At 74.7% G+C, this 13,981-nt stretch carries 13 protein-coding genes; 5 read left to right on the top strand and 8 right to left on the bottom strand.

Annotated elements, in window-relative coordinates; translation table 11 throughout:
- Positions 1-52: 52 nt before the first annotated feature.
- Positions 53-352: a hypothetical protein gene (locus ECOMGDLI_RS26520; protein ID WP_088319843.1), complete on the bottom strand. Its 300-nt coding sequence runs from the start codon at positions 350-352 to the stop codon at positions 53-55.
- A gap of 721 nt (positions 353-1,073) precedes the next feature.
- Here ECOMGDLI_RS26520 and ECOMGDLI_RS26510 point away from each other — a divergent pair.
- The gene (locus ECOMGDLI_RS26510; protein WP_088319841.1) at positions 1,074-2,798 is read left to right on the top strand and encodes an HNH endonuclease signature motif containing protein; all 1,725 of its coding nucleotides are present in this window, start codon (positions 1,074-1,076) and stop codon (positions 2,796-2,798) included.
- Positions 2,799-2,894: 96 nt separating this feature from the next.
- Entirely contained in the window at positions 2,895-4,031 is a 1,137-nt protein-coding gene (locus ECOMGDLI_RS26505; protein ID WP_143447959.1) for a hypothetical protein, read from the top strand.
- Between the two features lie 23 nt (positions 4,032-4,054).
- Here the strand turns inward: ECOMGDLI_RS26505 and ECOMGDLI_RS26500 are convergent, their stop codons facing one another.
- Positions 4,055-4,426, bottom strand: a complete 372-nt coding sequence (locus tag ECOMGDLI_RS26500; RefSeq protein ID WP_088319848.1) for a VOC family protein — start codon at positions 4,424-4,426, stop codon at positions 4,055-4,057.
- A 135-nt stretch (positions 4,427-4,561) separates the two neighbouring features.
- Between ECOMGDLI_RS26500 and ECOMGDLI_RS26495 the strand changes: the two genes are divergently transcribed.
- Positions 4,562-6,661: a M3 family metallopeptidase gene (locus tag ECOMGDLI_RS26495; protein WP_233153641.1), complete on the top strand. Its 2,100-nt coding sequence runs from the start codon at positions 4,562-4,564 to the stop codon at positions 6,659-6,661.
- Between the two features lie 23 nt (positions 6,662-6,684).
- Here ECOMGDLI_RS26495 and ECOMGDLI_RS34910 read toward each other — a convergent pair whose 3' ends face one another.
- The 6 genes from ECOMGDLI_RS34910 to ECOMGDLI_RS26470 all read right to left on the bottom strand — a co-directional run bounded on the left by ECOMGDLI_RS34910 (position 6,685) and on the right by ECOMGDLI_RS26470 (position 12,357).
- Positions 6,685-6,840, bottom strand: a complete 156-nt coding sequence (locus ECOMGDLI_RS34910) for a hypothetical protein (RefSeq protein WP_158221168.1) — start codon at positions 6,838-6,840, stop codon at positions 6,685-6,687.
- Between the two features lie 137 nt (positions 6,841-6,977).
- Positions 6,978-8,231, bottom strand: coding sequence for a M24 family metallopeptidase (locus ECOMGDLI_RS26490; protein WP_143447958.1), 1,254 nt, complete (start codon positions 8,229-8,231; stop codon positions 6,978-6,980).
- A complete protein-coding gene (locus tag ECOMGDLI_RS26485; protein WP_088319838.1) occupies positions 8,228-9,388 on the bottom strand; it encodes a M20/M25/M40 family metallo-hydrolase in 1,161 nt (386 codons plus the stop codon). The genes ECOMGDLI_RS26490 and ECOMGDLI_RS26485 overlap by 4 nt, the downstream gene beginning before the upstream one ends.
- Positions 9,385-10,263, bottom strand: a complete 879-nt coding sequence (locus tag ECOMGDLI_RS26480) for a S9 family peptidase (protein WP_198955205.1) — start codon at positions 10,261-10,263, stop codon at positions 9,385-9,387. Before ECOMGDLI_RS26480 ends, ECOMGDLI_RS26485 begins: the two co-directional genes overlap by 4 nt.
- The gene (menC, locus tag ECOMGDLI_RS26475; RefSeq protein WP_088319837.1) at positions 10,248-11,360 is read right to left on the bottom strand and encodes an o-succinylbenzoate synthase; all 1,113 of its coding nucleotides are present in this window, start codon (positions 11,358-11,360) and stop codon (positions 10,248-10,250) included. The genes ECOMGDLI_RS26480 and menC overlap by 16 nt, the downstream gene beginning before the upstream one ends.
- Before the next feature lie 13 nt (positions 11,361-11,373).
- Positions 11,374-12,357 (bottom strand): GNAT family N-acetyltransferase, encoded by a 984-nt coding sequence (locus ECOMGDLI_RS26470; protein ID WP_143447957.1) that lies wholly within the window; start codon positions 12,355-12,357, stop codon positions 11,374-11,376.
- A gap of 56 nt (positions 12,358-12,413) precedes the next feature.
- Here ECOMGDLI_RS26470 and ECOMGDLI_RS26465 point away from each other — a divergent pair, with 56 nt between their 5' ends.
- Positions 12,414-13,430, top strand: a complete 1,017-nt coding sequence (locus ECOMGDLI_RS26465) for a hypothetical protein (protein WP_198955204.1) — start codon at positions 12,414-12,416, stop codon at positions 13,428-13,430.
- 120 nt (positions 13,431-13,550) lie between these two features.
- Complete coding sequence (locus ECOMGDLI_RS26460) at positions 13,551-13,967, top strand: zf-TFIIB domain-containing protein (protein WP_198955203.1); 417 nt, start codon at positions 13,551-13,553, stop codon at positions 13,965-13,967.
- Positions 13,968-13,981: the final 14 nt, after the last annotated feature.

Below are 13,981 nucleotides of genomic sequence, written 5' to 3'. Positions count from 1 at the left end.
TGTGTGGCGGGGCGGTGTGCGGCGGGGCGGCGAGACGTGGCGTCAGGGGCGGTCAGACGGGATCGGTGAACGAGACCGGTGTGCCGGTGGCGCGGGCATGGGCGATCTCCCTGCTCGTGGACGCGCCGACGTACCCGCCGGGGTTGACGACCAGGACCCGGTCGGCCAGGTCGATCTTGCGCAGGTGGAGGGCGTCCAGCGCGGCCTTCCGCTCCTCGGGGACGGGTCCGTCCGCTTCGGCGGGTGCGAGGACGATGACTCCCGCGAAGGTCAGGTCACGGTTCGCCGCGCGCATCGCGTCCGCGAACCGGGCCGAGCCGCAGATGCAGACGATCTCAGGTCGGTCGGGCACGGCTCGGTCCTTCGGTCGAACGGTCCTTCGGTACGGCGGCGGCAGCCCGACGGTCGTGCGGCGCCGGCAGCTGAGCGAGGAGCTCGGTGGCGCGCTCGCCGGCTGCTGCCCGGCGGAGGTGCTGGTCGAGGGCGGCGTCGTCCCATAGGTCGGCGGTCACGACGGCCCCGGCGGGCAGGTGTCGCCGACGCTCCGGTGCCGCGGCCAGGCGCGTGAGGGCATCACGCAGCAGCCGGAACGGGATGGTCACCCATCGACCGTAGGGCTACGTCCAGGGGACGGGGTAGCTGTTGTCGCAGCCACGTGGTGCAGTGCTGCACCCGCGACGCCGCGCGGACCGTCTGCCACGGCCCGAACCGTTCCGGCAGGTTCCGCCGGGCGATCCCGGCCCGGTGCCGGAGCACGCTCTCCTTGACGATCAGCCGGGTCGGCTCCGCAGACCATCACACCCTCCGATGGTCGCGACGCGAAGACCCGCTCCCACCGCTGTTCGGATAGGACGGCCCGCTCGACCCATCGCCAGATGATCGTGTGGTCATCTGCTGCGACATCGCAGAGGTGCCTCGGGCGCGTGTGCAAGGGACGCATGAACCCGGCAGCGGGCGCGCGCCCCTTGCGGCCGACGACTGTTCGTGAGTGATGGTGACTCACGCAAAATTGTTCTGCCGGAACGGGTCTCGCTGGGTCAAGACTGTCGGACCCTGTCCATAGTGTTGTTCTCGTGAGCAGTGATGAGCAGACGTGGGGCGAGGTGCCCGGCAACGAGCCGGACGCCGCGATGCCGACTGCTCACGTGGTCTCGGACGGGTCGATGCCGGTGCACGATCTGCAGGCCGGGGTGGAGGCGATGCGGGCCGCGACCGCGGTGGTGCTGGAGGCCTCGCGGTGCGCGTGGTCCCTGTCTGATGGTGAGGCACGGGATGTGGTGGAGGCGTTCACCCGGGCGATGGCGTCCGCGGAAGCGGCCCGCCTGGCGGTGATCAAGGTCCTCGACGAACGGCCTGAAGCGGTGCCCGGGGCGAGTGAGGGGAAGGTGGCGGCGGCGTTCCTGACCGGCCGCCTGAACATCGACCCCGGCCGCGCGAACGCGGACGCGCGGGCCGCGCACGCGTTGGACGCGGACTCCGGCAGCCTGCCGCAGGTCGGTGCCGCGTTGGCGGCCGGTGAGATCACCCGCGAGCACGCGGACGCCTGCGTCCGCGCTGTGGCGCGGCTCCCGAAACGACTCCGCGTCGTCCTCCTCGAGGACGAAGCAACGGGTGAGCTGAAGTCCGGAATGGAGATCGCGGACGCGTTCCTGGCCGAGCAGTGCCGCCGGTTCCCGGTCCGGGCGATCCACCGACTCGTCGACGAACTCGTCCGGGTCCTCGACCCCGACCGCGAAGAGGACTTCGACGAAGACGCCCACCTGCGCCGCGGACTGTCCCTGGTGAAGGACTCCACCGGGATGGGGTCGCTGCGGATGACCCTCACCCCGGCCGACACTGCCGTGCTGTCCGCGATGCTGTCCGCGGCGGGGAAACCCCGGCCGGCCCGCGAAGTCCTCACCGTCGACAGCGAAAGCATCGAGCAGGTCACCCTGGTCAAGGACGACCGGACCGTCGCGATGCGCCGCTACGACGCGGTCATGGGACTGCTCCGCGCCGCCCTCACCGGTGGCAGCGATGGTGAGGCGGCCTCGCCGCTGGTGAACCTGCTCGTGACCGCCACGGTCGAGCAGGTCGCCGCCGCCGGTGCGGCCGCCGAACAGATGCGACAGAGGGGCGAGGTCGCTGCGGATACGGACCAGGACGCTCAAGTCTCGGCGACGTTCTCCAGCAACGGAACCGCCGACACGGCTGCGTGCAAGGTCGGGCGGGCGGCGGGGTTCGCGACGCTGCACCGGCACGGGCCGATCGGCTCCCACCTGCTGGCCTACCTGGCGTGCACGGCGACGCTGACGAGAGTGCTGCTGGACCCGAACGGGGCCCCGCTCGACGTGGGGCGGGCGCACCGGCTCGCGACCCCGGCACAGCGCAAGGCCCTCGCGGCACGCGACGGTGGGTGCGTGATCCCGGCGTGCCCAGTCCCGCACGAAGGCACCGACGCCCACCACCTTCAGGCCTGGGAGCACGGAGGTCGGACCGACCTGGCGAACCTGGTGAGCCTGTGCCCGAACCATCACCAGCAGGTCCACGCGGGCCTGTGGGTGGTCGAGGTGCTCGACGGCATCCCGTGGGTGCGGCCGCCGTCCTGGGTCGACCCGGAACGACGGCGCACGAGGAACCTGCACCACCAGACACATACCGCGGCGCAGCGGATCGGCCAGCAACTGCGTCTTGCCCTGGACGAGGATGCCGACGCCCGCGGCATCGGCCCGAGCCGGACCGGGCTGAGCCCGATCGACCTCGCACCACCGATCTGGAACCAGGCACCACCCGACGACACCTGGGAACGGGCGGGCTGACGAGTCCTGGCGGTTGCACCCTGCGGCTCGTATGACATGCCGGCCCCCGGGTTCTGACCGGCCGCGGGCGACGACCGGATCTGCCACAGTGGCGCGGTGCGTGTGATCTTCGACGACCTGGTGGACGTGGAGTACGGATTCCTCTTCCTGACGACCCAGCTCGACGACGACACCCCGGTCGACATCGTCGACGCCCGCGGCGGACAGGTGAACGGCCTGCTCGGCGCCGCGTGCCCGGGGGTGCTCTCGCTCGTCACCGCGACGCACACGGGCAGGGTCCGGGTCCGGATCGAGATGCTCGACGCCGCGCCCACGCTGGGCGACGAGTGGGACGACGTCGTCGAGGTGTCCTTCGAAGCCCGCGGGCCGCAGGCCGCGATGAGCACCTTCGACGGCTGGTGGGACCTCGACCTCGGGCGCGCCGGCCACCACCGCGTCCGGCTGTCCTGCACCGGCTGGGACGCCGCCGAGGCCGATCCGGGCGAGAACCCGGACGCACCGACCTTCGCGGGCGAACGCTACGTGCTCCAGCTCTGGCCCGCACGACCCGCACCGGACGTCGTCCTGCGGCAGCGGTCCCATGGCCCGGCCTACTGGCACGGCGTCGCCCGCGAGACCCACGCACCGCAGGACCAGCACGACCTCGCGACCGCCGCACGGGCGCAGGAGGCCGAGGACGCCGCCGAGGAGCAGCGCCAGGAGGCGCGGTGGGCCCGCGAACGGCTGCTGGAGCGCTGGGGCGGGAACGAACCTGACGCGCGGCTCCTCGCCGTGGGCGGCTTCGCCCAGCAGCTCGCGCAGCGCGACCGCGGGCTCGTCGACCTGCTTACGGGCGCCCACCCCACGACGCAGACCGCGGTGGCGCTCTGGGCGACCCGCCGGGTCTGCGCCGGCGCCACCGACCTCGTCGACTGGGCGGTCCCGCTGGCCGCGGTCGAGGCCGGTGAGCCGGTGCCGGCCCCCTTCGACGACTACGAGGCGCTGTCGGCGACGGTCTGGCCGCAGTCCGCCGACGGGTTCGTGGGGGTGATCGAAACGCTGTCCTTCCCCGCCGACCGACCGCCGCCCAGGATGCTCGTCGACCCGACGGCCTCCGCCGTCTCGGCGCTCGCCGGCGCGGCGCAGCCCGACCCGCTCCGGGCGGCCCTGGACTGCGTCGAGGCCGCGGGCTGGAGCGAGCCGGACGAGGCCGCCTACTTCACAGCCGTCCGCGAGGTCCTCGCCCGCGCGTGACCGGCGGGCACGAGCTCACGCCCTCAGAACAGGCAGAACGGATGCCCCGCCGGATCGAGCAGCACCCGGACGTCGTCCTGCGGCTGGTGCTCGGCGAGCCGGGCCCCGAGGGCCACTGCGTGCTCCACGCCGGCCGTGAGGTCGTCGACCCGGACGTCGAGGTGCTGCTGCATCTGCTGGTCCCCCGGGCCGGCGGGCCAGGTCGGCGGCACGTGATCGGTCTCGAGCTGGAACGCGAGGCCGGTCCCGCCGTCCGGCGGCCGGACGACGACCCACTCCGGCGACGAGCGGACGACCTCCCAGCCGAGCAGGTCGGACCAGAAGCCACCGAGGGCGACCGGGTCCGGGGCCCCCGAGCACGGCCTCCACGAAGGTGAACCGGGGCCGCGCCGCAGCGCCGGGCTCCCCCGGCCGCTCGGACCCGGCAGGGACGTCGGACATCGGAGGACCTCCTTGTCGGCCCCGGACACCGCCGGAGCACCGAGCGGGCTACAGGGGTAACCGGCCGCGCCGCATGGCAGGCTGGGCCGGTGACCGCTGACGCCCGGACCGCTGACACCCAGACTGCCACCGCCCTGCCCGCGGACAACCCGTTCGCCGCCCCGAGCGGGCTGCCGTTCCACTTCCCCCCGTTCGACCGGATCATGCCCGAGCACTTCCGGCCGGCGTTCGACGCGGGGATGGCCGAGCAGCGGGCCGAGGTCGAGGCGATCGCGACGTCGTCCGAGCCGGCGACCTTCGAGAACACCCTCGAGGCGCTGGAGCGCTCCGGCCGGCTGCTCTCCCGGGTGTCGAGCGTCTTCTACAACCTCACGTCGTCGCACTCCGGCCCGGAGCTCGACGCCATCGAGGCGGACGTCGCCCCGCTCCTCGCCGCGCACAGCGACGCCGTCCGGCTCGACCCGCGCGTCTTCGAGCGGATCGCCGCGGTGCACGCGCAGCAGGGCTCGCTCGGCCTCGACGAGGAGCAGCAGCGGCTGCTCGACCGCTACCACAAGGACTTCGTCCGGGCCGGTGCCGCGCTCGACCCCGACAGCCAGGAGAGGCTGCGCGCGATCAACGCCGAGCTGTCCTCCCTCACGGCGGAGTTCAAGCGCCGCCTTCTCGCGGACACCAACGACCTCGCGGTGCACGTCACCGACGTCGCGGACCTCGACGGGCTCTCGGACGGCGAGATCGCGGCCGCCCGTGAGGCCGCCGTCGCGCGGGGCCTCGAGGGCTACCTGCTGACCCTCGTGCTGCCGACCGCGCAGCCGGCGCTCGCCCGGCTGACGCGCCGCGCCGTCCGGGAGCGGCTGCACACCGCCTCGGTGACCCGCGGCCTGCGCGGCAACGACAACGACACCCGCGAGACCCTGACCCGGATGGTCGCGCTGCGCGCCGAGCGCGCCGTGCTCCTCGGCTTCGGCGACCACGCGTCGTACGTCGTCGCCGACCAGACCGCCGGCACCCTCGAGGCCGTCGACGCGATGCTCGGCGGGCTCGTCGCCCCCGCGGTGCGCAACGCCGAGGCGGAGGCCGCCGAGCTCGAAGACCTGCTCGTCGCGGACGGCGAGGCCGCGCCGCTGCAGCCCTGGGACTGGGCGTTCTACGCCGAGCAGGTGCGCCGGGACCGGTACGCCGTCGACACCGCGGCGCTGCGGCCCTACTTCGAGCTGGGCCGGCTCGTCGAGGACGGCGTCTTCCACGCCGCGAACGCGTTGTACGGGCTGGGTTTCGCGCGGCGCGCGGATCTGCCGACCTACCACCCGGACGCGCAGGTCTACGACGTCACGGGCCCGGACGGCGCCCCGCTCGGCCTGTTCGTCGCCGACTGGTACGCCCGCGACTCCAAGCGCGGCGGGGCCTGGATGAGCAGCTTCGTCGGGCAGTCGCACCTGCTCGGCACCGGCCCGGTCATCGTCATCAACCTCAACATCCCCAAGCCGCCCGCGGGCGAGCCGACGCTGCTCACGCTCGACGAGGTGCGGACGGCGTTCCACGAGTTCGGGCACGTCCTGCACGGCCTGCTCTCCGACTGCCGCTACCCGCGACTCGCCGGCACGAGCGTGCCCCGCGACTTCGTCGAGTACCCCAGCCAGGTCAACGAGATGTGGGCGTACGAGGCGCCCGTGCTCTCCCGGTACGCCGTCCACCACGAGACCGGTGAGCCGCTCGCGCAGGAGCGCGTCGACGCACTGCTCGCCTCCCAGCTCTACGGCGAGGGCCAGGCGACGACCGAGTACCTCGCCGCCACCCTGCTCGACCTCGAGTGGCACCGGCTCGCCGGTGACGCCGCGACGGTCGCCCCGCAGGACGTCGAGGCGTTCGAGGCGAAGGCCCTGGAGCGGCACGGGATCGCGGTCCGGCTCGTGCCGCCCCGCTACCGGACGTCGTACTTCTCGCACGTCTTCGCCGGCGGCTACAGCGCGGGCTACTACTCCTACATCTGGAGCGAGGTGCTGGACGCCGACACCGTCGAGTGGTTCCACGAGCAGGGCGGCCTGCGCCGCGAGGCCGGCGAGGTCTTCGCCCGCGAGCTGCTCAGCCGTGGCGGCTCGCGCGACCCGATGGAGGCCTTCGCGGCCGTCCGTGGCCGCCCGCCGGTCATCGCGCCGCTGCTCGCCCGGCGAGGGCTCGCGGCGTCCTGACGGGCCGGCGCCCGACGGGTCGTTCAGTCGATGCCGTGGTGGTCCTTCGCCCACTGGTGCCGCACGCCCTTCCAGCGGTCGAGCACCGACATCTTCTTGTCGCCGAACTCGAGGGACATCACCGAGACGGCGACGAACAGCAGGATGAAGCCTCCTGAGACGAAGAGCTCCGTGGTCATGACGTCCTCCCCCTTCAGGGCGGTCGAGCGTCCCCGACGGGCCGCTGTCACCCCTCCAGACGCCATCGTCCGCCCGGAGGTTTCCTCGGAACAGGCGAAGACTTCTTCCCTGGTCGGCCCCGCTGTCCTCGGCAGGCTCAGCCGATGAGATGCAGGCGCGTCTGTCGTCCGTCGAGGAACCGGCACTCCCGCCCGTCGAAGAACGCGTCCTCCTCGAGCATGAACGCCACCCCGCGACCGCCCCACTCCGGGACGGCGACCCGGGCCTGGAGCTCGACCGAGTAGGCCGTCGCCGGGTGCAGCGGGTGCTCGCCCTGGCCGTCGACGCGGCCCTGGTTGTCCCACAGCCCGATCGTCGGCCCGGCGGCGTGCCCGTGGACCCCGATCGGGTGGCTGTAGACGAGGCCGTCGATGCCCTCGATGCGCGCCGCCCCGAGCGTCGCCGACAGCAGGTCGTTGCCGGTCATCCCGACCGAGAACCGGGTCATGAGCAGGTCCTGCAGCCGGTTCGCGGCGGCGATCCCGGCCTCCAGCCCCGCGGGCGCCTGCGTCTCGCCCGGCCGCAGCACGTACGCGTGCTGCTGCTGGTCGGTGCACAGCCCCGCGTCGACGATCCCGAAGTCGACGTGCACGAGGTCACCGGGCCCGATGACCGTCTCGCCGCCGCCCGGCACCGGTCCGGACGTCACGTCGTCCGCCCGCTGCACGCTGCACGCGGGGTGGAACCACGAGCCGAGCCCGTCGTCGTGGACGGTCTGCCGGAGCCACCACTCGACGTCGGACGTCGTCGTCACCCCGGGCGTGACGACCTCGGCGGAGAGCGCCCGCGCGAGGTAGCCGTGCGCCCGCGCGCAGGCCGCCGCGAGCGCGTCGGCCTCCTCGGGCAGCCGGGTCTCGAGCCAGCCGACGGCCGCCTGCTCGGCGGACACGACCCGGCGCCGCATCCGGTCCGGCAGCGCCGTGAGGAACGCGTCGTGCTCGGAGGCCGTGAGACCGTCCGCGAGCGGGAAGGTCTCCGACCGGTCGACACCGATCGTCCGGGGGTCGCGCTCGGCGAGGATCCGGGCCAGGCAGGTCCACTGGTCCGGCTCGGCGGCCGGGTCCCAGACGTGCGGGAAGGCCTCGCCGACCGGGTAGCGCGCGACGGCGAACCGGTCGACCCCGCTGCCGTCGGCCCGCCGGACGAAGACGAGCACCGTCCGGCGGCGGGCGGTCGCGAGCCAGGTCGCCGGCAGCATCGACGCCACGACCGGGTCCTCGGCGTACTCCCGGGCGACGAGCACCCAGGCGTCGAGCCCGGCCCGGTCGAGGACGAGCGGCACGACGAGGTCCAGCCGGCGCAGCAGCAGCGCGTCGTGGGCCGCGGCCCGCGCCCGCAGGTCGACGGTCACGGCTGCCCGTCGGAGCGCCCGGTCGTGCACCACAGGTCGAGCAGCCGGCCGTACACCTCGACGGCCGCCTCGGTCTTCGACGTCGAGCACCACTCGTCCGCGACGTGGCACTGGTCCGCCTCGCCCGGCCCGAGGACGACGGTCGGCACGTGCGGGCCGTCGAGCGCGGCCGCGGGGCCGAGCAACCCGGCGAGCACCGAGGCGTCGGTGAAGTAGCGGGCGGGCGGCGCGACGTCGGCGTCGAGGCCGACGGCCCCGAGCGCGTCCGCGACGAGGCCGACGAACGGGTCGTCGGGTGCCGTCCCGACCGGTGGCAGGACGACGTGGTCGGCGACCGTGACCCCCTCGCCGGCGAGCGCCGCGACCTTGGCCCGGACGTCGTCCAGCGCCACCCCGGGCACGACCCGGACGTCGAGGAGCATCTGTGCGCTGTCGGGGACGATGTTCGGCTGGACGCCGCCGGCGAGGTAGCCGACGTTCGCCGTCATCGGCCCGAACGTCTCGTGCACCGGCCAGCCGGTCTCGTCGTGCAGGGCGACCGCGGCCCGGGCGAGCCGGACGGCGGCGTTGTCGCCGAGCCACGGCGCGGAGCCGTGCGCGGCCCGGCCGGCGGCGGTGAGCCGCAGCCACAGGGCACCCTTGTGCCCGAGGACGAGCCGGTTGCCGGTCGGCTCCGCGACGACGAGCGGCCCGCCGCCGGCGAGCACGGCGGCCGGGATCTGCGCAGCGCCGGTGCAGCCGGTCTCCTCGCCCGCCGTGAGCACGACCTGGACTCCGCGGCAGGTGTGGGGGCGCCGGGCGTGCTCCGCGACGGCGACGACGAGCGCCGCGACGCCGGCCTTCATGTCGCTCGTGCCGCGACCGACCATCCGGTCGCCGTCCCGGGCGGCGGCCCACGGGTCGACGCTCCAGTCGGACGGGGTCGCCGGGACCGTGTCGAGGTGCCCGGTGAAGGTCAGGGGTGCGTCGCCGCCCGCGCGGGCGACGACCTGGAACCGGTTCGGCGCCCACGCGACGCCCGTGGTCCGCAGACCGGCGTCGTCGAGGACCGCCGCGCAGCGCACGGCCGCGGCCTCCTCGCCGTCCGCGACGGTACGCAGCCGGACGAGGTCGGTGAGGAGGTCGAGGACGGCGGACGAGTCTCGAGAGGGGCTCACGAGGTACGAGCCTGCATCCACTGCCGGGTCGCGCGCCAGGTGGGGGTGCCCGGGAGCAGGTGGACGAAGTGGTCGGCGCCCGCGTCGACGCGCAGCGTGACGTCGTCCCCGGCGGCGGCGGCCGCCGCCGCGTACGCCAGCGAGGCGGTGTGCGGGACGGCGTCGTCGGCGTCCCCGGTGACGACGAGCGTCGGGACGCCGAGGGGCAGCAGGGCGGTCGGGTTCGCCGTCGCGTAGGCGAGCGGGTTGTCCCGCGGCCCGGCGCCGCCCATGAGCGCGAGGACCGCACCGTCGCCGTACCGCTCGTCCGCCGCGACCGCGAGGTCGGCGACCGCGGCCTGGGCGACGACGGCGGCCGGACGCCACCGGGGCGGTCCGCCGGGCGCACCGGACGGGAGCCGGTGCCGGCCGGCGAGCCACAGCGCGAGGGCGCCGCCCGCCGAGTGACCGACGAGCACGACGCGGTCGAGGTCGAGGTCGTGCTCCGCGGCGGCGTCCGCCAGCAGGTCGGCGGCCGCCGCGACGTCCTCGTAGGTGCGCGGCCAGCCGCCCCCGGAGGACGGCCCCTCGCTGCCGACGGCCCGGTAGTCGAGGCTCCACACCGCCCAGCCCGCGGCGAGCAGGTCGTCGACGAGCATCCCGGACAGGCTCCGGTCGTACCTCGCCCGCCAGTAGCCGCCGTGCACGAGGACGGCGACCCGTTGCGGCGCAACGGGTCCTGCGACGTCGTCGGGTGCCGGAACGGGGAGGTACAGGTCGCACACCTGCGCAGGGTGGTCGCCGTAGGCGTACGACCGCACCGGCCGCGCGGCGCCGGGCGCGAGGCCCTCGATGCCGAACAGTCCCGCCGCGTCCGCCACTACGACCGCAGCCACTGCGACGAGACCGTCACCGAGCGCAGGACGTCCGGGTCCGGCTCGACGCCGATGCCGGGCCCGGTCGGGATCGCGACGTGGCCGTCCTCGATGAAGAACTCCCGGGTGATGTCCTGGTGGTAGTAGCGCTTCGTCGCCGAGGTGTCGCCGGGCAGCGTGAAGCCGGGCAGCGCCGCGAGCGCGAGGTTCGGTGCGCGGCCGACACCGGTCTCGAGCATGCCCCCGCACCACACGGCCTTGCCGAGCTCGACGCAGACGTCGTGGATCCGCACCGACTCCAGGTAGCCGCCGACCCTGCCGGGCTTGATGTTGACGATCTCGCAGGCCCCGGACTCGATGGCGTCCCGGGCCGCGGCCGCCGACACGATCGACTCGTCGAGGCACACCGGGGTCGTGATCCGCTGCGCGAGCAGGGCGTGCCCGGGCACGTCCTCCTCCTCGAGCGGCTGCTCGATGAGGAGCAGGTCGAACGCGTCGAGCTGTGCGAGGTGGTCGGCGTCGCCGCGGCCGTACGCGGTGTTCGCGTCGACCTGCAGCAGGATGTCGCCGAACCGCTCGCGGACGGCGCGCACCGGCTCGACGTCCCAGCCGGGCTCGATCTTCAGCTTGATCCGCAGGTAGCCGGCGTCGAGGTAGGCGCCGACGGCGTCGAGGAGCGCCGGGACCGAGTCCATGATGCCGACCGACACCCCGGTCGGGACCCGGTCCTTGACCGACCCGAGCCGCTCGCCGATCGAGCGGCCCTCGATCCGCAGCTGGGCGTCGAGCAGCGCGGTCTCCAGCGCCGCCTTCGCCATCCGGTGCCCCTTGACCCACTCGACGGCGGGCGCGAAGCCTTCGGCCGTGAGCTCCCCGGCGTCCGAGAGCGCCTGCGCGGCAGGGACGAGCCAGCGCCGCAGGACGTCGCAGGCACCGTCGGCGTACTCGCTCGAGTACGCGGGGCGCTCCATCGCGACGCACTCGGCCCAGCCCTCGGCCCCGTCGGTGACGACGTGCACGAGCACGCAGTCGTGCGTCGTCTCGGTGCCGAAGGACGTGCGGAACGGCGACACGAGCGGCAGCGCGACACGGCGCAGCTCCACGGCCTCGAGCTTCATGCGGGGTCCTCTCTCACGCGGGGTCCGCTCCGGTGGCAGCGGTCGGTGACGCAGGGGTCAGCAGGGACGCAGGGGTCAGCAGGTAGGAGCTGCGGTCGACGAGACCCGTGACGCGCCAACCGCTCCCGAGCAGCCCGGGGACGACGTCGCGGTGCGCGGCACGCCAGGACCGCGCGGTGGCGCCGTCCTCGACGCGCATCCGCTCGACGTCCGCCGGGGTCCCGACGAGCACCGCGGGGACGTCGCCGGACCCGGCCGCGCGGAGCACCTCGGCGTCGACGACCGGGCGGCCGTCGGCGTCCTCGTGGACGACCGCGGCCGCACCGGGCGGCGCGGTGTACGTCGCCGGGGTGCCGGCGGCCGCGGCGACGGCGCGCGGCGAGTGCAGGTCCCAGCGGACGAGGAACCGGTCGGAGTGGTGGCCGGCGTTGATCGCGTCGGTCATCTCGCCGTAGAAGTCGTGGAGGTACTGCACCGGCAGCGCCCCGAGCTTGACCGCGTTGAAGTACGCGTTGCGGCGCACGAGCGGGTCGTAGGTCCACTGCACCGTTGCCAGGCCGCGCGCCAGGCACCAGGCCCGCTGGTGCTGCTTGAGGACGAACCCCGCGTGCCGGGCCCGGCCCTCGGCGAGCGCACCGGTGATGTGGGAGTGCAGGATCGGCTCGCCCTCGTGGGTCACGCCGAACAGGCCGATGGACGCCGCGACGAGGTCTCCCGGGCCGTCGTCCGCGACCTCCTCGGCACCGCCGTGCGGCCCCGCGACGACGCTCGCCCCGGCGAGGTAGCCGCAGTCGAAGGCGATGACCCGCAGCAGCTCGGTGGACAGCGACTGCTCCGGGGCACGGCCCCAGACGGCGTCGAAGACCGCGACGAGCCGGAGGTGGTCCTCCGGCTCGGAGAGCTCCCGCACGGCGAGGCCCTCGCCGCCGGCGGCCCGCGCGGCCGCGGCGCCGGCCTCCGCGACAGCCGTCGCGTCGGGCACGAGCCTCAGATTCATCCCATCATCCTGTCATTCGTGACCGCACTGCGGAAGCCCTCGTCTACGGTGGCTGCGTGGCGCAGACGGTACCGGCGGGCCTGGCCGCCTGGACGACGACGCTCACGGGCACCGCTCCGACGGCCGTCCTGCGGCCCACCTCAGGAGCCGTCCTCGCGGTCTGCGGGGACGTCGTCGTCAAGGTGCACCCGGCCGGTACCGACTCGGCGGCCCTGGCGGCCCGGCTGCGTGTCGCGGCGGCGCCCGCCCTGGACGGCGTGCTCGCCGCTCCGCTGCGCGCCGAGCCCGTCCCGGTGCCGGCCGCGGTGCCCGGCGGGACCCCGGACGGCGGCCCGGTGACCGGCAGCCCGGTGACCAGCAGCCCGGTGACCAGCAGCCCGGTGACCAGCAGCCCGGTGGACGGCGGCGGCACGGGCCTGGTCGCGACCCTCTGGCCGCGGCTCGACGTCCTCGACACGGACGTCGCCGACCCGCCGTGGGCACCGGCCGCCCGGACCCTCGCCCGTCTGCACCGCACCGCCGTCCCGGCCGGTGCCGTACTGCCTGTACTGCCCGTACTGCCCGTACTGCCCGCGCACGGCGCACCGGCCCGGCTGCGCCGGGCACTCGACCGGGTCGCGCTGCTCGGCCCGGACCCGCGGGCGACGACGGTCCTGCGGGCGGGCCGGGCCACCGAGAACGCCCTCACGGCGGCCGGCCCGGAACCGGCCAACGCCCTCGTCCACGGCGACTGGCACCTCGGCCAGCTCGGCCGGGACGCCGGCGACCGCTGGCTGCTCCTCGACCTCGACGACCTCGGGCTCGGGGACCAGGCCTGGGACCTCGGCCGCCCGGCGGGGTTCTGGGCCGCGGGGCTGCTCGACGACGCGTCGTGGACGACGTTCCTCACCGCCTACCGCGCGGCCGGCGGTCCCGCGGTCCCGCCGGACGGCGACCCGTGGCCGCGGCTCGACCTGCCGGCCCGCGCCGAGGTCGTCGTTGCGGCCGCCCGTGCCGTCCACCGGGCGCACCACGGCGCGGAGGCGTGGGACGACACCGCCGAGGCTCTGCTGGTGGCGTGCACCCGGATGTGAGCCGGCCCTGCGCAGCCTGTGGACCGCCGGCCGGCACGTGATCGCGGGAACCGCGCCGACCGGTCGATCGTCGGCCATGGAGACGCACCACCGCAGCACCGCCTCCCGAGGAGCACCGCCATGAGCCAGACCCCGGCCTGGGGCGAGCCGCCCGCCCAGCCCGTGCCGCAGTACCAGCCCCCGACCCAGCCGGTCGCCCCCGCCGGCGGCGGGATGGTCTGCCCGAAGTGCCGCGGTGCCATGCGCACCTACGAGCGCAACGGGATCCACCTCGAGCAGTGCGACAGCTGCCGCGGGATCTTCCTCGACTTCGGCGAGCTGGAGTCGCTCACCCGGCTCGAGACCCAGCTTGCGGCACCCGCCCCCGCACCGGCGCCGCAGCCCGCCGCGCAACCGACCACGGTCGTCTACGCGCAGCAGCCGCAGCAGCCGTACCCGCCGCAGCCCTACCCCGGGCAGTACGGCCCGGGCTGGGGCAGCCACGGCCACCACCGCTACCGCAAGCAGGGCTTCGGGCGGCTGTTCTTCTCGTCGTGACGGGCGGGGTCGGG

Origin of the sequence: Kineosporia sp. R_H_3, from assembly GCF_002198675.1 — a bacterium.
GTDB lineage: Bacteria > Actinomycetota > Actinomycetes > Actinomycetales > Kineosporiaceae > R-H-3.
Note: the sequence above shows the minus strand (reverse complement) of the source record. Positions and strands in the feature narration are given on the sequence as shown.